This window comes from Paenarthrobacter nicotinovorans, assembly GCF_007670255.1.
In the GTDB taxonomy this organism is placed as follows: Bacteria; Actinomycetota; Actinomycetes; order Actinomycetales; family Micrococcaceae; genus Arthrobacter; species Arthrobacter nicotinovorans_B.
Genome location: NZ_SZVS01000006.1, coordinates 242,998 through 261,335, shown reverse-complemented (window position 1 = coordinate 261,335; position 18,338 = coordinate 242,998). Strand labels below are relative to the sequence as shown.

The following is an 18,338-nucleotide window of genomic DNA, read 5'->3' as shown; positions in this document are numbered from 1 at the left end:
GGCGGTCCGATGTGACCCGGCACACTTTCAGCAAGCGAATGTCCAGCAAAGGAGCACCATGTCCAGCACAATTGGCGAGCTGACCGCCGTCGAACTCACCGCCGCGATCCGCAGCAAGGAAATCTCGGCACGTGAAGCCCTGGATGACCATCTCCAGCGGATTTCGGACGTGAATCCAGTGATCAACGCCGTGGTGACGTTGGATGCCGAAGGCGCACGGGCCCTGGCGCTCAATGCCGATCAGCGGACGGCGTCCGGAGCCGAACTGCCTCCCCTGCATGGCCTGCCCATGACCCATAAGGACACGAACAACACAGCGGGCATGCGCACCACGCAGGGCTCACTGGCGTTGCGTGACTTCGTGCCCGACGCCGACGACCTCATCATTTCGCGGCTCAAGTCGGCGGGCGTCGTCAGCACCGGCAAGTCCAACGTCCCCGAGTTCGGAGCCGGCTCGCATACGTTCAACGAGCTCTTCGGAACCACCACCAACCCGTACGCGCCCACCCTGAGCGCCGGGGGCAGCAGTGGCGGGGTGGCCGCCGTCGTCGCTTCCCGGATCCAGGCGATCGGCGACGGCAGCGACATGGGCGGTTCGCTCCGGATCCCGGCTTCGTTCTGCAACGTGGTGGGCTTCCGGCCGTCGACGGCGGTGATCCCCATGCCGTCCGACGTCAACGCCTATGCGTGGCTGGGAAGGACAGGGCCTATGGCCCGCAGCGTCGAGGACATCGCCTTGTTCATGTCCGTCACCGCGGGCAGCGACCCGCGGGTTCCCTATCCGGCGGCCCTGCATCCGCAGGTTTTCCGCGATTCGTTGGAAACGGACATGCGGGGTGTGCGGATCGGCTGGTCCAGGGATTTCGGGATCGGAGTGCCGGTGGAACCGGAGATCCTTGAGCACCTGGAACGGCAATTGTCAGTGTTCGAAGACCTGGGGGCGATCGTGGAGGAAGCAACGCCAGACTTCAGCGAGGCCGACCTCGTCTTCGGCAACACCCGTGCCATCGATTTTGCTGCCGGCCTTGGTCCAATCCTTGAGCGTTCCGGTGATGTCATCAAGCCCGAAGTCCATTGGAACGTCAACAAGGGCCTCGGCCTGACTGCACAAGACTTGATCGAGACCGCAGCAGCCAGGACCCGTTTGGAACGGAGTGTGCAGGACTTTTTTGGCCGTTACGACCTCTTCGCCAGCCCGTGCGCCCAAGTACTGCCTTTTGATGCAGCCCTGCGTTACCCGGCCTCAGTGGCCGGCGTGGAATCGGAAACGTACCTCGACTGGATGCGCTCGGCTTGCCTGCTGTCCGCCACCGGGCTGCCCGTGCTCAGCGTACCCGCCGGCTTCAGCAAGGCAGGACTGCCGATTGGACTGCAGCTGGCCGGCAACCACTACTCCGATATGCAACTGCTCCGCTGGGGCCGCGCCTTCGAGCAGCAGACCGGGTACGCCGCCGTCGCCCCTGTTGTCACAGCAGAGCCGGCACGGCTTACGACGGTGAGCGCATGAGCCGACCACCGCGCTTGCGGGCATCGAGCAGGATGGAAACGTCCACGCCAGCGGCGTTTCGGGCCCATTCCGAATCGGTGATGAAGCGATAGAGGGACGACATGTCCTCCACAGTGACGTCGGCCATGATCTGATAGTCGCCGGCAATTGCCGCAGCATAGCGGACAGTGGGGAGCTCCGCGAGGCTCTTGCCCACCGGCTCGACCTGGTGCGGCGACGCCCGGATCCACAGCAGGGCCTCGACACCAAGACCGAAAGCGGCGGGCTCAACGATCGCCCGCAAGTGGACCTGGTTGTTGGTAAGCAGCCATTCGCTGCGCCGACGCGCCGTAGCCTCGGAAACACCAACCCGGCGCCCCAGCGCTTCGAAACTCATCCGGCCATCGGCGCACAGCGCATCGATGAGCTCGTTGTCCTGGCGGCTGAGCTCCTGCCGCGGAACCAGGACGCCCGAATCAGGGGTCAGGGCTGAACGGAATGCCTCTACCCGGTCAGCGGTGAGGATCTCAGGCCGCCAACCTCGGATAGTGCGGAAGTACCGAAGAACGGGATAGCTGGTGGAATCGCGTAAACCAATAGTTGACGGCAACTCATCGGACAGGACGGTGCCCATACGGGACGGTTCGGTGAGGATCTCGGCCACACAGTCGCCGGTTCCCGTGGTGGTGTAGACGAACGTCGTGTCATTGCGCTGCGACAAGGCCTGCGCGGCGGCACGGACCGTTCCAGGCATGCATCGCATCTGCACCAGCGCCACAGCGGGCCTGGGGCGAATCCCGACAACGGCCACCGCACCGGATTCCAGCAGCTGCGATCCACGGCGCGCCACTGTCCGCTCGGCTTCGCCCAGCACCGCGGCCATTTTGCGCCACGGACAGCGGGGGTCCAACTGCAGGGCGGCAACGATCTGCCGTTCCAAGGGGTCAAACAGCACCACGCGCGCTCCGTCCGCTCCGGTTCATGGGTACGGGTCAATTTGACCATGGACTCCCGGAGCGGCGGAGCGCGGCGACGGTCAGCGTTCGGGGCTGAGCACCTTCGAGAACACCGCAGCTCCATTGGCGTTGCGCAGGCTCACCGTGAACGAATCATCCGAACCGAGTTCCACATGCCCGAAGAACTGGTTCTCCCCGTTGCGCGGGGACTCACCAGGGAACCGGCCTGCCTTGGAAAACACGACGTCCGGCCCGAAAGTCCCGTCCATCTCGTTCGGGCCGAAGGAGCCCGCGTTGATGGGACCCGCAACGAACTCCCAGAACGGCTGGAAGTCCTTGAAGGAAGCCCGCTCCGGAGAATAGTGGTGGGCGGCGCAGTAGTGGACATCAGCCGTAAGCCACACCGTGTTTTTCACGCCATACTTCTTGAAGGCGCTCAGGACCCCGGCGATCTCCAATTCCCGGCCCAGCGGCGCACCGTTGTCCCGGTTGGACAGGCTCTCCTGGTTCACGGGACCGTCAGGCACCACGATGCCCAAGGGCAGGTCCGCGGCGATGACCTTCCAGGTGGCCTTGGACTGCCGGACTTCCTTGATCAGCCAATCCACTTGTTCCTGGCCCAGGATGTTGGTGGCGTAGGGTTCCTTGCCGTCCGTATTCGGCGACTTGTAGGTCCGCATGTCCAGGCAGAAGATGTCCAACTGCGGGCCGCGCGGAATCTTCCGGTAGATGCGTGCGGGCTGGTACTGCCCGGCGTCGTAAGTTCCGGGGCGCCACAGCGCCGCCGAGTCCGCGATCGGCATGTTTTCCTGCCACGCCTGCCGACCGCGCGCGGCGAGGACGTTGACGTTGCGTTCGGTGTAGCGCGCATCGTCCAGGACCTGGCCCGGGTACCAGTTGTTGTGCGTTTCGTGGTCGTCCCATTGGGCAATCACCGGCACGTCGGCGAACATGGCGCGCATGTTGGCATCCAGCGAGTTGTAGCGGTGCCGGCCGCGGAATTCCTTCAGGGTTTCGGCCACTTTGGACACTTCCTCGGTGACGATGTTGCGCCACACCTGTCCGTCTTTCTCCGTGACACTGGCAGAGATGGGCCCGTCCGCGTAGATGGTGTCACCGGAATGGATGAAGAAGTCCGGGCGGACGTCATGCATGGCCTTGTAACCACGCATGCCGCCGATCTCCTCGTTGATGCCCCAGCCTTGGCCAGCGGTATCGCCGGTCCAGACAAAGGACTGGGAGGACGACGCCGGACTGCCGCCTCCGCGGCCGCCTTGCGTGCCGCCGTCGTTGGGTTTACCGCCGGGAGCCGTGCTGAAAGTGCCTTGCCCAACCTCACCCGTGCCGTTCTCATCCTCGAAGTTCAGCTCCAACCTGAACCTGGTGCCCGCAGGCAGTCCCTTGGCGTGGATTTTCGCGGTGAAGTCACTGGCTTCCGTGGCCAAGGGTCCACGAATGGTTCGGCTGAACCCGTAGCGCCCGTGCAGGAGCTCCCCGGCGTCGTCGATGGCGTTGAGGGTGGCGGTGAGACGTCCGGGTCCTGAGGCGCACGACCACAGGACGGCAGAATCCGTGGTGACGTCGCCGGTGGCAATGCCCGTGGGGAGGGTGAGTCGCTTGCGGACCAGCGGAATGGCTGCGGGCGCTGCGCCCGCCGGGGTGGCGGACCCCAGGGCGAGGCCGGTCAGCGTAAGGCCGGCGAGGGAGGACTTGACGAGGGTGCGGCGTGAAAAGTCGGTCATGGCATCCACCCTTTCCGGCCGTCATGAACGGAAGGTGAGGGTGGGGTGAAGGTTCTTGCGGGGTGCTGCTTGACGAAGCATGGCCGGAGTTACGGCAACCTTTTCCGGTTACCCCTCGACATGCATGATAAGCATGCTTAGCATTGTTCGTGCAGCATCGCTTTTGCTGACGGACCGGCAGTGCGTCCCCGGACAACCTGCTGGCTGAAAGCCTCAGGCCCTCCGAGCATTCAGGCGGATCACAGGGCCAATCCTGCATTTCCAAGTTCCTTGCTGGTTCATCACCCGTATCCGGGCGATCCCTTGCGCCACCATCACAGATTTCCAGACACCCGGCGTTCTCGACCCGCGCCAGCAATACGTGGTGAAGCGGCATGGGCAGAAGAAAAGAGTGGAAGATGAAGGCAGTAGTTTACAAAGGACCCAACGACGTCAGCGTCGAGGAAATCCCCGATGCCAAGATCGAACACCCGGCCGACGTACTGGTAAGGATCACCTCAGCGAATATTTGCGGCTCGGACCTCCACATGTACGAGGGCCGGACGAGCTTCGAACCGGGGCGTTCCTTCGGCCACGAGAACCTCGGGGAGGTGGTGGAGGTCGGCCCCGCGGTGAGCAAAGTCAAAGTAGGCGAGCGCGTGGTCCTGCCCTTCAACGTCGCCTGCGGCTTCTGCAAGAACTGCGAGCGGGGCTTCACCAACTACTGCCTGACGATGCAGCCCGAGCCAAAGCTTGCAGGCGCTGCCTACGGCTTCGCGGATATGGGCCCGTACCAGGGCGGTCAAGCCGAGTACCTCAGGGTTCCATATGGCGACTTCAACTGCCTCCGGTTGGGTGAGGACGCCGTCGAGAAGGAGCTCGACTACGTCATGCTGGCGGACATCTTCCCGACGGGTTGGCACGCTACCGAAATGGCCGGCGTCTACCCGGGTGACTCCGTGGTCATCTACGGCGGCGGCCCGGTGGGACTCATGGCCGCCTACTCCGCCGTCATCAAGGGCGCCGGCAAAGTCATGGTGGTGGACCGCCACAAGGACCGGCTGAAGCTGGCCGAACAGATCGGAGCCATTGCCGTCAATGACGCCGAAGTGGATCCCGTGGAATTCGTCAAGGACCAAACCATGGGCTTTGGCGCAGACCGCGGCTGCGAATGCGTTGGCTACCAGGCCCACGATCCCGAAGGCAACGAACACCCCAACCAAACCCTGAACCGGCTGGTGGACTCCGTCCGCTTCGTCGGTGGCATCGGCGTGGTGGGCGTTTTCCTGCCGCAGGATCCAGGTTCTCCCGACGAACTCGAGAAGCAGGGCCAGGTCGCCTTCGACTACGGAAACTACTGGTTCAAAGGCCAGACTATGGGCTCCGGCCAGTGTCCGGTCAAGAAGTACAACCGCGCCCTCCGCGACCTCGTCGCCGGCGGAAAGGCAAGCCCTTCCTTCATCGTCAGCCACGAGTTGAGCCTCGATGAGGCGCCGACGGGCTATAAGAACTTCGACAGCCGCGAAGACGGCTGGACGAAGGTCGTCCTCCACCCGGCCGGAGCTTGAGAGGGATCTTCCCATGACACAACCAACCAGAAACAGGACGGGGTACTGATGAAGGCAATGGTTTACCGCGGCCCCTACAAAGTCAGGGTCGAAGAGAAGGACATTCCAAAAATCGAGCATCCGAACGATGCGATCGTCAAGGTCAGCGCCGGTGCCATTTGTGGCTCCGACCTGCACCTCTATCACGGCATGATGCCGGACACCCGCGTGGGCATGACCTTTGGCCACGAGTTCGTGGGCACCGTTCACGAGGTGGGCTCGTCCGTGCAGAACCTCTCGGTGGGCGACCGCGTCATGGTGCCGTTCAACGTGTACTGCGGCTCCTGCTATTTCTGCTCGCGCGGCCTCTACTCGAACTGCCACAACGTGAATCCGAACGCGACGGCGGTGGGCGGCATTTATGGCTACTCGCACACCTGCGGCGGTTACGACGGCGGTCAGGCAGAATTCGTGCGGGTTCCGTTCGCGGACGTTGGGCCTTCAAAGATCCCCGACTGGCTGGAGGAAGAGGACGCGGTGCTGCTCACCGACGCCCTGCCGACCGGCTACTTCGGCGCCCAGCTTGGGGACATCGTGGAAGGCGACACCGTGGTGGTGTTCGGTGCCGGCCCTGTGGGGCTGTTTGCCGCAAAGTCGTCCTGGCTGATGGGTGCCGGTCGCGTGATCGTGATTGACCACTTGGAATACAGACTGGAGAAGGCACGCAGCTTCGCCCACGCCGAGACGTACAACTTTGCCGAGTACGGCGACATTGTGGTCCACCTCAAGAAGGAAACCGACTTCCTGGGTGCCGACGTCGTTATTGACGCCGTCGGGGCCGAAGCTGACGGAAACTTCCTGCAGCACGTCACCAGCAGCAAGTTCAAACTGCAGGGCGGCTCGCCCATCGCACTGAACTGGGCGATCGACTCGGTGCGCAAAGGTGGGACCGTGTCCGTGGTGGGCGCCTACGGTCCGATCTTCAGCGCCGTGAAGTTTGGCGATGCGATGAACAAGGGCCTGACTTTGCGCATGAACCAGTGCCCGGTCAAGCGGCAATGGCCGCGGCTCTTCGAGCACATCCGGAACGGGTACCTGAAACCAAGCGACATCGTCACCCACCGGATTCCGCTTGAACACATCGCCGAGGGCTACCACATGTTCTCCGCCAAGCTGGACAACATCATCAAACCGATCGTTATCGCCGGCCAGTCCTGAAGGGAGCACACCTTGATTAAAACAGCCACGCCTTATGTCTCGGAAAAGACTGGCGAAAGAGAGTCCGCAGAGAGTTTGCGGGCCCGGATTCCGGGGTGGGGTGCCGATCTCGACCCGGCCGACCGCCCCTCCTACCCCCGCGAACAACCCGGCATCGAAACCGGCGCTCGCTGGGACTTCCCGGAGCGCCAGCCAGAGAAGTGGCCCCGGGAACGGTCGGTGGAACACGCCTTCCTGCCACCCGTCTTTGGAACCTCCACTCCTCCGGCGGGGGTCTCGGGCGCCATCCGGAAATACGCCTACAAGTACAGTGAGGGCCGGGCTGCCCACTGGCTGCTGCTGGTAGCAGCAGACAGAGTGGACGCCTGGGAGCACCACCTCCGTTCGTTCGCCACACTGCGGCCGGACAACCCCATTACGGAGACGGGCGTACTGAGCGAGTTCTCCCGTGGAGGTGTCCGTTCCCGGGTGGGGCAAAAGCGCGTCGACCTCAACCACCAGTGGATGGATCCGATCATCGTCGGTGGCCCGTGGGCGCTGGCGGCGGGCGGCCTCGCCGTCGTCGTCCTCCGCAGACTGCGGAAGCGCAGGTGAGCCGTACAACTCCCCCGCGTTGACCGCTGCAAGGCTGCAAGGGCCACCAGCAACCAACATGCTGGTGGCCCTTGCACGTCACCCTTGGCTGAGATTGGTGATCGCGTTGAGGGAAACGGCGATCAGGACTGTTCCAAAGAAATAGGACAAGAGAGCATGAAGAAGGGCTTTACGGCGGATCTCGGTGCTTCCCGTCTCGACTTCAGGCGGGGCGTAGGTCATGCCAACCGTGAAGGCGAAGTACGCGAAGTCGCTGTAAGCCGGTTGCCTGCCGTCCTTGTCGTCAAAGCCGCCACCGTCACGGTCGATGTAGTACATCCGGGCGTATTTCAAGGCATAGACCGTGTTGACCAGGGCCCAGGCGACTATCGTGCCGAGAACCCCGACTATGACCAGGGCGACAGACACCGGATCACCGTCCCGGTTTCCCGACTGGATCAACGCAACTCCCACGGCGGCGATGCTCGCCAGGCACGCTGTGATGATTGCGTTGTCGGTCAACCGTGAGGCTGATTCTTCGCGTGCAATGCGTTCAGTCCCGGGCGGGTCCTGGCCCCAGCAGAGCCGCCACGCCCACACCAGGGCGATGAGACCTGCCATGCACCAGGCAACCAAGGGCGAAAGGGTCGGTGACACCGCCAGACCAGCCGCGGCTCCGGCCACCACCCCAAAGCCTGCGCAGATAACGGCACGGCGGGCTGAAAGGATCCGACCGTTCATGATTGCTCCTCGGGTGGGTCCTACGAGGCTACGCGCCTGGAGCTGTTGCGCACAACAAGTGTGGGTGCGATTGGAGTGCGGTCAACTTCCCTTCCTTCCATGGCACCCAGGAGCACCTCCATGCTCATCAGCGCCAGGGCCGTGAAATCCTGGCGCACGGTGGTCAGCGGAGGCAGGAAATAGTCCGAACCTTCAATGTCGTCGAAGCCAACCACACTGACGTCCTCCGGAACCCGGATCCCGTTTTCGGTTAACGCACGGATGAGCCCCAGGGCCGTATGGTCGCTCGCCGCAAAGATGGCTTGAGGGACCCTGTTTTCCCGGACGAGGTCAAGGCCGGTTTCGTAGGCCCAGCGGGGACTCCAATCTCCCTCCAGGCATAGACCCTCAGGGAGACCGGCGCCACGCAACGCGGCCTCCCACCCGCGCTTTCGTACCCGCCCGTCGAACCAGTCCATGGAGCCTGCCAGATGGGCGATATCGGTATGGCCGAGGTCTATGAGGTGCTGGGTGGCGAGCCGGGCTCCGAGCTCCTGGTCTTCTGAATAAGTGAAAACGCGGGACGTTGACGATGCTCCGGCAGCGATCATCTCCACGGGTACCCGGCAGGAGGAATTCCAGACCGCCGATGCCATGTCCACCAAGGGGGCAACAACGATGATCCCTCCGACGCCGGTATCGTCCAAGGTGTCCAGCGCCGCCTGCACTGATTCCTCATAGGGTTGCTCGACACTGATGACAGTGGTGGCGTAGCCCTTCTTCCGTGCGACGGTTTCCAAGGCCATGAGAGTCCCTACCGGGCCGAACCGCGGGGAGCCGTCCGAGAGCAGCCCGATGGACGTTGACCGGTTGGTGACAAGCGCAGTCGCCGCCCGGTTCCTGCGGTAGCCGATGTCCTTGATGGCCTGCAGGACGCGTTCGCGCGTGGCCGCACTGACGTCCGGGGCGTTGTTCAGGACCCGCGAGACGGTGCCAAAGGAGACGCCCGCGATGTCCGCGACGTCGTTGATGGTCGGCTTCCGCCGCAACGTGGCGCCTGTTTGCCCGTTAGTCCTGCCTGACACGCTCTCTCCTGTCCCCGCACCGTTCAACCGGGCCGATGCGTACCAATACTACGTGCGTACGCCCTCTCCGGTTAGCCAAAAACCGGGCGGACGTGATGTTTGACACTCTCTACCGTAAACGTTTACGATCGGTTCCGTAAACGTTCACGGAATGTCCGTTAGCGATTACGGCCCAGATTCACCACGGATGAAACTGGCACCCCCGCAGGCTCTTCGGCGTCCACCATCGACGGTTCGGCCGAGGAGGGCCCGCCCCCCTCGCCGGTTCCAGCCACGCTGGAACCCGCCCTCACCACATCCCCTCATAAGCACTGGAGAACAATGATGATCCGCAGGCTTCCCCTCGTGGCTTTGGCCGCTGTCCTGTCACTTTCCGTGGCCTCGTGCAGCAGCTCAGCAGCGGGCACCTCAAACGCACCTGACGCCGGTGTGTCAGAAAAGGCCACCCAGGCCCTGGACAAAATCAAAGGGCAGGTCCTGAGCAAAGGGCCAAATGGTGAAACGCCCTCACCCGCTTCAGTGGCAGAGCTGACCGCCGATGAAATCCAGAAGATCAAGGGACTCAACGCCAAGGCCGCGATCGTGATGCACTACGGCGGCAATGACTGGGCCACTGCCCAGGTCAACGGCCTCAAGAGCGAATTCGAGAAGCTCGGCATCAAGGTCATCGCCACAACGGACGCCAACTTCAAGCCGGACAAGCAGGTCTCCGACATTGAGACTGTGATGACGCAGAACCCGGATGTTGTCGTCTCCATCCCCACGGACCCCGTGGCCACGGCCTCGGCTTACAAGAAGGCCGCTGCTGCCGGCGCCAAGCTCGTCTTCATGGACAATGTCCCGCAGGGACTGACCCCGGGGACGGACTACGTTTCAGTCGTATCCGCCGACAACTATGGCAACGGCGTCGTGTCCGCCCACCAGATGGCCAAAGCCCTGGGCGGCAAGGGCAAGATTGGCCTCGTCTTTCACCAGGCCGATTTCTTCGTGACCAAGCAGCGCCATGAAGGATTCAAGGACACGATCACCAAGGAATACCCGGACATCCAGATCGTGGAGGAAAAGGGCATCGCAGGCCCTGACTTCGCTGGAGACGCGCAGGCTGCTGCCAACGCCATGATCAGCAAGTACCCCGACCTCGCCGGCATCTGGGCAGTGTGGGACGTTCCGGCAGAGGGCGTCATGGCGGCAGCCCGCGCGGCCGGCCGGCAGGACCTGAAGATCGCCACGGAGGACCTCGGCAAGAACGTGGCCATCGCGCTGGCCAAGGACGAACTCGTCGTCGGCCTCGGCGCCCAGGTTCCGTTCGACCAGGGCGTCACCGAGGCCCGGCTCGCCGCAGGAGCGCTTATCGGCAAGCAGGCCCCTCCCTACGTGGCGTTGAGCGCCCTCCCGGTTGACCACTCGAACGTTCTTGATGCCTGGAAGCAGGTCTACCACGAGGACGCACCCAAGGACATCCAGGACTCCTACAAGAAGTAGCCAGACCCGACGGTGCGGGGGATGTCTCCCCCGCACCGCGCCGAAAGGGCGGGAAATGAACACCGCAGACAATGTCGTCGAGATGCGCTCGATATCCAAGGCCTTCAACGGCGTGTCAGTCCTGAAGGATGTCGGCTTCGATGTCCGCAAAGGCGAGGTCCACGCGCTGGCCGGCGGTAACGGGGCCGGCAAATCCACCCTCATGAAGATCCTGCAAGGCGTCTACCAGGCAGACGCCGGAGAAATCCTGATCGGCGGCAAACCGGCCGCCATCAACTCGATCCAGGACGCCAAGTCCGCCGGGATCGGGATGGTCTTCCAGGAATTCAGCCTGGTACCCAGCCTGACTGTTGCGCAGAATATCTTCCTGGGCACCGAGCCCCTCGGCCGGGGCGGACTCATCGATGACCGCGCCGCGGTGCGGCGGGCCAAGGAAGTCTTCGCGGAGATGGAAGTGGATGTCGACGCCGGCGCGCAAGTCTCGCGGTTGGGCACCGCCTATTGGCAACTGACGGAGATCGCCAAAGCCTTGGCGCAGAACGCCCAGGTTCTGATTATGGACGAGCCCACGGCAAGTTTGGCACGGCATGAATCCGAATCGCTTTTCGAACTCATCGACCGGCTGAAACAGCGCGGAATCTCCATCATTTACATCTCCCACCGTATGGATGAGGTGTACAGGCTCGCAGACCGGATCACTATCCTCCGCGACGGAAAGCACTTGCTCACCGAGCCGCTGACCGCCGTTACTCCCGAACAGATTGTCGAAGGAATCGTCGGCAAGAAGGTCGAGGGCCAGCTCTCCTATCGGGCGCGGAACGACATCCGCGACGACGACGAGCCGCTGCTGGAGGTCCGCGGACTGAACGCGGGTCACCGGGTCCGGGACGTGTCCTTTGCCCTGCGGCCAGGCGAGATCCTTGGTTTGGCCGGACTCATGGGCAGCGGACGGACGGAGCTCGCCCGTGCACTTTTCGGCATCGACAAACTGGACAGCGGCCAGGTCCTGATCCGCGGCAGGAAGGTGGCCCTTGCCTCGCCGCCACAGGCCATCACCGCCGGCATCGCCCTGGTCCCGGAGGACCGCAGGGCGCAGGGGCTGGTCCTGGAGCACTCTGTCCAGGACAACCTGCTGCTGCCGCTGCTGAAGAACATCCAACGGGGTCCCCTTCTGGACGGTGCCAAAGGCAATGAGTTGTCCGCATCGCTGATCAAGAGATTCGCAGTAAAGGTCGCGCACCCCCACCGCCCCGTGCGCCTGCTCTCGGGCGGCAACCAACAAAAGGTGGTCATCGCCAAATGGCTGGGAACCGATCCCGACATCCTCATCCTCGATGAGCCGACTGCCGGCGTCGACATCGGTACCAAGAGCGAGATTCTCGACATGATCCGTGAGCTGGCCAGTGATGGCAAAGCCATCATCGTCATCTCTTCCGAATACCCCGAACTACTCGCGGTCAGCGACCGCGTCCTCGTCCTCAAGGACGGCTCCATCATCCGCGACATCCCCCGCAGCGACATTGCTGACGAGGAATATCTACAACTTGCAGTCCAGGGAGTCTGAACAGTGAGCAAGACAAACACCATCGCGCCACGGGACACCGGGGCACCCCGCAACGTCAGCACCATTCTCAAGGACCTGGACTGGCGACGCTACGTCATCTACATCGGTTTCGTCGTCGTCTTCCTGATCTTCGCGGTCCTGCTGCGCGACCAGGGATTCCTGTCGCCGAACAACCTCCTGAACATCTTCCGGCAGACGGCCACCATCACGGTCATCGCCGTGGGCATGACGTACGTCATCGCCTGTGCCGAGATCGACCTGAGCGTGGGCTCGGTGGCCGGTCTTTCCAGCGTCTGCACCGCGATGGCCCTTTCACAGTGGGGCCTGGTTCCAGGCATCCTCGCCGGTTTGGCCGTGGGCCTGGTGGTCGGATCGGTCAACGGAGCGCTGGTCAGCCTCCTTGGGATTCCGTCCTTCCTGGTGACCCTGGGTATGCTCGGCATTGCCGTGGGCGTCGCGCAGTGGATCACGGCATCAGCACCCCAGCCCATCCTGAACGACACCTTCAACACACTGTTCGGTTCCGGCAACTTCGGTCCCATTCCGGGCCTGGTGGTCTGGAGCGGCATCTTTGTGGCCATCGGCGCCGTCGTCTTGAACCGCACCCGGTTCGGCCGGCAGGTCCTGGCCACCGGTGGCAACCGCAACGCCTCGGAGTTCACCGGAATCAACACCAAGCGCATCAAGTTCCAGGTGCTGCTGATCTCCGGCATGGTGGCCAGTGTCGCCGGAATGCTCTACGCCGGACGTCTCCAGTCGGGACGGTTCCAGTGGGGCGCAGGCGATGAACTCTCGGCCATTGCTGCAGTCATCCTGGGCGGGACCAGCCTCTTCGGCGGTTTCGGTTCCATCATCGGAACGCTCTTCGGTGCCCTCCTGATCGGCCTGATCAACAACGGACTGATCCTGGCAGGCCTCGACAGCAGCCAGCAGCAGGTGGTCCGCGGCGCGATCATCATCCTGGCGGTCGCACTCGCCCGGAAGAAGTGACCGGGCATGACGTCCACACCACGCGCAGGCATCATCGGCACGGGGTTCATGGGTGCAGTCCACTCCCACGCCGTCCGCGCGGCAGGAAGCGCCATCAGTGCCGTTGCCGGCAGCAGCCGGGCCAGTGCCGAAGCCGCCGTCACCCGGCTCGGTGCACTCGCCGCGGCCGATTCCCCGGAGTCACTGATCGCACGGGACGATGTGGACGTTGTCCATATCTGCACGCCAAACGCCACGCACGCGGATCTGGCACGCCTGGCCATCGCGGCAGGCAAGGCAGTGGTGTGCGAGAAGCCCCTGGCCACCAGCGTCGAGGATGCCAAGGAACTGACATCCCTCGCGGAACAGGCCAACGTCGTGACCGGTGTCCCCTTCGTCTACCGGTTCTATCCGGCGGTCCGTGAGGCCAGGGACCGCATCCTCAACGGGGACGCGGGCAGCCTCTGGTTGCTCCACGGGTCCTACCTGCAGGACTGGCTGGCAGGTGCGACGGCAACGAACTGGAGGGTCGACTCCACGCTCGGAGGAGCATCAAGGGCGTTTGGTGACATCGGCGTTCACTGGTGCGACCTGATGGAGTTCACCACGGGACACCGCATCACCCGGCTCATGGCCAACACCAGCCGGGCCCACGAGAAACGTGAAACCCACGGCCACCTCTCGCAGGTGTCAACGGAGGACGGAGCAACACTGCTCTTCGAGACCGACAAAGGGGCCACCGGCTCGTTGGTGGTGAGCCAGGTCAGTCCAGGGAGGAAGAACCGTCTGTGGTTCTCCTTCGATGGCACGGAAGCATCCTTCAGCTTCAACCAGGAAACACCGGACACCCTGCACATCGGGCGCGTCGATTCCACCTCACACATTGCTGTGGGCCCGCAGACCCTTTCCACTCAGGGCGGGCGGCGTTACGCCACGCTCCCGGCGGGGCACCCGCAGGGGTACCAGGACAGCTTCAATGCCTTCATCTCGGACACCTACGCAGCCGTCCGGGGCCACGCGCCCGAAGGTCTGCCCGGCTTCCGCGACGGTCTCCGGGCAGCCGTCCTGACCGAAGCAGTTGTCGCCTCCGCGGCACGGCAGTCATGGGTCGACGTTCCCACTACTGACGGCCCCTCCGAATTCCACACGTCTTACCCAGCTGAAAGGCAAATGCAATGAAACTTGGTTACTGTTCCATCACTTGGGGCGGCGTGGTCGGCCACCCCCAAGGCGTGACGAGCGTCAAGGACCTTTTCTACCTGACCCACGGCTCCATGCACGACGCGGTACGTGACATTGCCGCCGTCGGATATCAGGGCGTGGAGATGTTCGACGGAAACCTGGCCGAATACGCCGACAAGCCCGAAGAGCTCAAAGGGATCCTCAGCAGCAACGGAGTCGAGCTGACGAGCGTGTATACAGGCGCCAACTTCATCTACGCCGACATCCTTCCGGACGAGATGCACCGGATCCACCGCGCGGCGGAACTGGCGGCAAGTTTCGGAGCCGAACGGCTGGTGGTTGGGGGCGGTGCACGGCGGGCGGCCGGCACCACCGAGCAGGACTACTACCTCCTGGGCCATGCTCTTGACCGGGTGACGGACATCGCGGAGAGCTTCGGACTGTCGGCGAGCTACCACCCACATTTGAGCACGATCGTGGAGAGCCCGGACGAACTGGACAAGCTCATGCCGCTGACCAGGATCGGTTTCTGCCCCGACACCGCCCACCTGGCAGCAGGCGGAGCCGATCCGGCCGCAGTTATCCGCAAGTACTCCGACCGGATCCGGCACGTCCACCTCAAGGACTTCCGGGAAGACCCCTTCACCTTCCTGCCGCTGGGCGAAGGTGACCTCGATTTTCCCGACATCATCGCTGCGATCCGCGAAAGCGGATACGACAGCTGGCTGATGGTCGAGCTCGACAATTACGACGGCGACCCCAGCGAAGCAGCCAAAATCAGCAAAAAATACCTCGAGACACTCCTCTAAGAAAAGCTTCACGGAAGGACCACGATTTATATGCAAAACCTCAATGTCGGCCTCATCGGCGGCGGCTTCATGGGCAAAGCCCACTCCCTCGCCTATGCCGCCATGCCCATGTTCTTCTGGCCTGCCCCGGCACTGCCGGTCCGCAAGGTCATCGCGGAGGCCAATCCCGAACTGGCCGCAGAAGCCGCCCGGCGCTTCGGGTTCGAGAATTCGACGTCGGACTGGCGGTCCATCATCGACGACCCCGACATCCACGTCGTCGACATCGCAACACCCAACCACCTGCACGCTGAAATCGCCATTGCCGCCGCCGAAGCGGGCAAGCACATCATCTGCGAGAAGCCCCTCGCCCGCACCGGCGAAGAGTCCAAGGCCATGTATGACGCCGTCAAGGACAAGGACCTCGTGCACATGGTGGCCTTCAACTACCGGCGCACCCCCGCCGTGGCACTGGCCAAGAAGTACATCGAAGAAGGCGCAATCGGCCAAATCCTCAACTTCCGGGGAACCTATCTCCAGGATTGGAGCGCCGACCCGAACTCGCCGTTGTCATGGCGTTTCCAGAAATCCATCGCAGGCTCCGGGGCCCTGGGTGACATCGCCACGCACGTCATCGACATGGCGCGGTACCTCGTGGGTGAGTTCAGTGCCGTCAACGCAGTCCTTTCGACGTGGATCCCGGAGCGCCCGCTCCAGACCGGTGGCGCGGATGCGCTCGGCAATGTACGCGGCGGAGAGGGCCCGCGGGGCGATGTCGATGTCGATGACGAAGTAATGACCATGATCCGCTTCGCAAACGGTGCCGTTGGATCCGTCGAAGCAACACGCAACGCGCACGGCAGGAACAACTACATCACTTTCGAAATCCACGGAACCGAAGGCAGCATCGTCTTCAATTACGAACGCCGCGACGAGCTTCAGGTCTGCTTCGCGTCGGACCCGGCCGACCGACGAGGCTTCCGGACCGTCTACACCGGCCCGTCGCACCCGTATGGAGACGGCCTGTGGCCCATTCCTGCCCTGGGCATCGGGTACGGAGAGACGAAGATCATCGAAGCCTATGACTTCTTCAAAGCCATCGCGGAAGGCGGCAGCGTCAACCCCAACTTCGCCGACGGCTACCAAGTCGCCCTCATCGACGACGCGATCGTCGAGTCCGCGGCCAAAGAGTCCTGGGTTGATGTTCCCCAAATAACCGCTTGATGACCGACGAAATGCCCACCATCAAAAAGCCGGCAGAAGTGTGGCTCATGCCGGTGTTCAGGGCCAAGGAAGGCTGTGAAAGCCAACTGCGGAGCGTGCTCGGCTCGCTCCAAGCCGAGAGCCGGAAGGACGCCGGATGCCTGGAGTACACCGTCTTCGCGGATGAGCAGCAGCCCGGCACCTTCGTCATGTTTGAAGGCTGGGCCCTTCAGGAGGACCTCGACGCCCACAACCAGCAACAGCATGTCAAGGACTTCGTGGAGGCAGTGAAGCCGTTGCTGGAGGTGCCCTTCCGGGTGACCATGCTGGAACCGTTGGACTGATTCAGTACGCAGGCGGCCACCCGCCGTCGGGCGTTAAACGCTGGTGCCCCGCTCCCATGATGGGAGCGGGGCACTTGGCATTGGTTCAGACTTTAGGCGAAGTCGGAGACTGCCGGGTCCGGGCCGATACGGCCTTCGGCACCACGGTCAAGGTTGTTGATGGCCTCGATGTCGGTGTCATCCAGCGTGACGTCCAGGGCCGCGAAGTTCTCCTGGATGCGGGACTCCGTGACGGACTTGGGGATGACGACGTTGCCGATGGCCAGGTGCCAGGCGATGACAACCTGTGCCGGAGTCGCACCGTGCTTGGCGGCGATTTCCGAGATCGTTGCGCTCTCGAGGAGCTCGCCGCCCTGGCCCAGCGGGGACCAGGCCTGCGTGAGGATGCCCTTGGAGGCGTTGAACTCGCGCAATTCAGCTTGGTTGAAGAAGGGGTGCAGCTCCACCTGGTTGATGGCCGGAACGACGCCGGTTTCATCGATGATGTGCTGCAGGCCTTCCTTGGTGAAGTTGGAGACGCCGATGGACTTGACCCGGCCGCGCTTCTTCAGCTCGATGAGGGCCTTCCAGGTGTCGACGTACTTCTCCTGCTTGGGCTGCTGCCAGTGGATCAGGTAGAGGTCCAAGGTTTCCAGGCCGAGGCGGTCGAGGGACTTCTCAAAGGCCTCGAGCGTGGATTCGTAGCCCTGGTCCGCATTCCACAGCTTGGTGGTGATGAAGATTTCCTCGGCAGAGAGGCCGGAGGAGGCGATGGCACGGCCGACGCCGGCCTCGTTGCCGTAGATCTTGGCGGTATCGATGTGGCGGAACCCGGCGTCGAAAGCCTGGCGCACCACCTTTTCGGCTACATCGTCTTCAACCTGCCATACCCCGTAGCCGAGCTGGGGGATGGTGTTGCCGTCATTGAAAGTAAGTTCTGGTGACGAAGTCATGGTTGTATCCTGCCAGCCCTGCCACGGAGTTTCACCAGATTATGACGAAGATCAGCTATCCGCTTAACTTATTGCATGCAGGGAATACACGCGTGCGCGGGTAGTTGCGAACGCCTCGCATATTAGGGATTCAGTTGCCGCTCTGCGTCGGCCACCTGTTCGAAGACCGACTCGGCCCTGCGCCGCACTGACAGGGCGCCGACAGGCACGGGACCAACAGCCAGACGCAACATCGCGGCAGCTTCAGCCGTGGTCGCGAGCGAGTTGCCTGCTTTGGACAAGGCCCGGTGCACCCCGGCGAGGGCTCCCGGCACGTCCAGGCCGTCGCTGGGCGAGCGCCGCTGCGCCTCTACGCAAATGCTCCGCACCCGGGGCGACAACTCCGCCAGCTCATTGGCGATCTGCACCAGCTCGTTGTAGAGCTGTTCGTCGTCCACACCCTCCAAGACCTGATGGTAGCGGTCCAGGCCGCGATGGAACCGGTCGTGTGCACGGCGCCACAGGCCCTTGCCGAGCTCAAGATCATCTTTCCGCCCTTGCCGGACGGCCCCAAAGAAACCCACCAGCA

Annotated in this window: 17 protein-coding genes; 11 read left to right on the top strand and 6 right to left on the bottom strand. The window is 63.2% G+C overall.

The window, feature by feature from the left end; translation table 11 throughout:
* Positions 1–58: 58 nt before the first annotated feature.
* Positions 59–1,507, top strand: coding sequence for an amidase (locus tag FDP28_RS11765; protein ID WP_144661612.1), 1,449 nt, complete (start codon positions 59–61; stop codon positions 1,505–1,507).
* Here the strand turns inward: FDP28_RS11765 and FDP28_RS11760 are convergent.
* Together FDP28_RS11760 and FDP28_RS11755 are read right to left on the bottom strand one after the other, a co-directional pair.
* Positions 1,488–2,444, bottom strand: a complete 957-nt coding sequence (locus FDP28_RS11760; RefSeq protein ID WP_144661611.1) for an Lrp/AsnC family transcriptional regulator — start codon at positions 2,442–2,444, stop codon at positions 1,488–1,490. The genes FDP28_RS11765 and FDP28_RS11760 overlap by 20 nt on opposite strands.
* A 78-nt stretch (positions 2,445–2,522) precedes the next feature.
* Complete coding sequence (locus tag FDP28_RS11755) at positions 2,523–4,184, bottom strand: alkaline phosphatase D family protein (protein ID WP_144661610.1); 1,662 nt, start codon at positions 4,182–4,184, stop codon at positions 2,523–2,525.
* Between the two features lie 398 nt (positions 4,185–4,582).
* On the opposite strand from FDP28_RS11755, the gene FDP28_RS11750 reads away from it, so the two are divergent.
* The 3 genes from FDP28_RS11750 to FDP28_RS11740 are packed head-to-tail and all read left to right on the top strand — an operon-like array spanning position 4,583 to position 7,522.
* Complete coding sequence (locus tag FDP28_RS11750; RefSeq protein ID WP_144661609.1) at positions 4,583–5,731, top strand: glutathione-independent formaldehyde dehydrogenase; 1,149 nt, start codon at positions 4,583–4,585, stop codon at positions 5,729–5,731.
* 48 nt (positions 5,732–5,779) lie between these two features.
* Entirely contained in the window at positions 5,780–6,928 is a 1,149-nt protein-coding gene (locus FDP28_RS11745) for a zinc-dependent alcohol dehydrogenase (RefSeq protein WP_144661608.1), read from the top strand.
* A gap of 12 nt (positions 6,929–6,940) precedes the next feature.
* On the top strand, positions 6,941–7,522 hold the full coding sequence (locus FDP28_RS11740; protein ID WP_144661607.1) for a hypothetical protein: 582 nt from the start codon (positions 6,941–6,943) through the stop codon (positions 7,520–7,522).
* A gap of 78 nt (positions 7,523–7,600) precedes the next feature.
* Here the strand turns inward: FDP28_RS11740 and FDP28_RS11735 are convergent, their stop codons facing one another.
* Both FDP28_RS11735 and FDP28_RS11730 read right to left on the bottom strand, forming a co-directional pair.
* On the bottom strand, positions 7,601–8,242 hold the full coding sequence (locus tag FDP28_RS11735) for a DUF1345 domain-containing protein (protein ID WP_144661606.1): 642 nt from the start codon (positions 8,240–8,242) through the stop codon (positions 7,601–7,603).
* 20 nt (positions 8,243–8,262) lie between these two features.
* A complete protein-coding gene (locus FDP28_RS11730; protein ID WP_260842445.1) occupies positions 8,263–9,306 on the bottom strand; it encodes a LacI family DNA-binding transcriptional regulator in 1,044 nt (347 codons plus the stop codon).
* 321 nt (positions 9,307–9,627) lie between these two features.
* On the opposite strand from FDP28_RS11730, the gene FDP28_RS11725 reads away from it, so the two are divergent.
* Genes FDP28_RS11725 through FDP28_RS11695 form a run of 7 tightly spaced genes read left to right on the top strand, consistent with a single transcriptional unit; the run spans position 9,628 to position 16,838 of the window.
* On the top strand, positions 9,628–10,788 hold the full coding sequence (locus FDP28_RS11725; RefSeq protein ID WP_144661605.1) for a substrate-binding domain-containing protein: 1,161 nt from the start codon (positions 9,628–9,630) through the stop codon (positions 10,786–10,788).
* Positions 10,789–10,843: 55 nt separating this feature from the next.
* Positions 10,844–12,352 carry a sugar ABC transporter ATP-binding protein gene (locus FDP28_RS11720; RefSeq protein ID WP_144661604.1) on the top strand — a complete coding sequence of 503 codons (1,509 nt, stop codon included), beginning with the start codon at positions 10,844–10,846 and terminating at the stop codon, positions 12,350–12,352.
* Between the two features lie 3 nt (positions 12,353–12,355).
* On the top strand, positions 12,356–13,342 hold the full coding sequence (locus FDP28_RS11715) for an ABC transporter permease (protein ID WP_144661603.1): 987 nt from the start codon (positions 12,356–12,358) through the stop codon (positions 13,340–13,342).
* Positions 13,343–13,348: 6 nt separating this feature from the next.
* On the top strand, positions 13,349–14,500 hold the full coding sequence (locus FDP28_RS11710; RefSeq protein WP_144661602.1) for a Gfo/Idh/MocA family protein: 1,152 nt from the start codon (positions 13,349–13,351) through the stop codon (positions 14,498–14,500).
* Positions 14,497–15,312: a sugar phosphate isomerase/epimerase family protein gene (locus tag FDP28_RS11705; RefSeq protein WP_144661601.1), complete on the top strand. Its 816-nt coding sequence runs from the start codon at positions 14,497–14,499 to the stop codon at positions 15,310–15,312. Before FDP28_RS11710 ends, FDP28_RS11705 begins: the two co-directional genes overlap by 4 nt.
* A 30-nt stretch (positions 15,313–15,342) precedes the next feature.
* On the top strand, positions 15,343–16,515 hold the full coding sequence (locus FDP28_RS11700) for a levoglucosan dehydrogenase (protein ID WP_144661600.1): 1,173 nt from the start codon (positions 15,343–15,345) through the stop codon (positions 16,513–16,515).
* Entirely contained in the window at positions 16,515–16,838 is a 324-nt protein-coding gene (locus tag FDP28_RS11695; protein ID WP_144661599.1) for a putative quinol monooxygenase, read from the top strand. Before FDP28_RS11700 ends, FDP28_RS11695 begins: the two co-directional genes overlap by 1 nt.
* Before the next feature lie 92 nt (positions 16,839–16,930).
* Here the strand turns inward: FDP28_RS11695 and FDP28_RS11690 are convergent, their stop codons facing one another.
* A complete protein-coding gene (locus tag FDP28_RS11690) occupies positions 16,931–17,770 on the bottom strand; it encodes an aldo/keto reductase (RefSeq protein WP_144661598.1) in 840 nt (279 codons plus the stop codon).
* A 122-nt stretch (positions 17,771–17,892) separates the two neighbouring features.
* Positions 17,893–18,333, bottom strand: coding sequence for a hypothetical protein (locus FDP28_RS11685; protein ID WP_144661597.1), 441 nt, complete (start codon positions 18,331–18,333; stop codon positions 17,893–17,895).
* Positions 18,334–18,338: the final 5 nt, after the last annotated feature.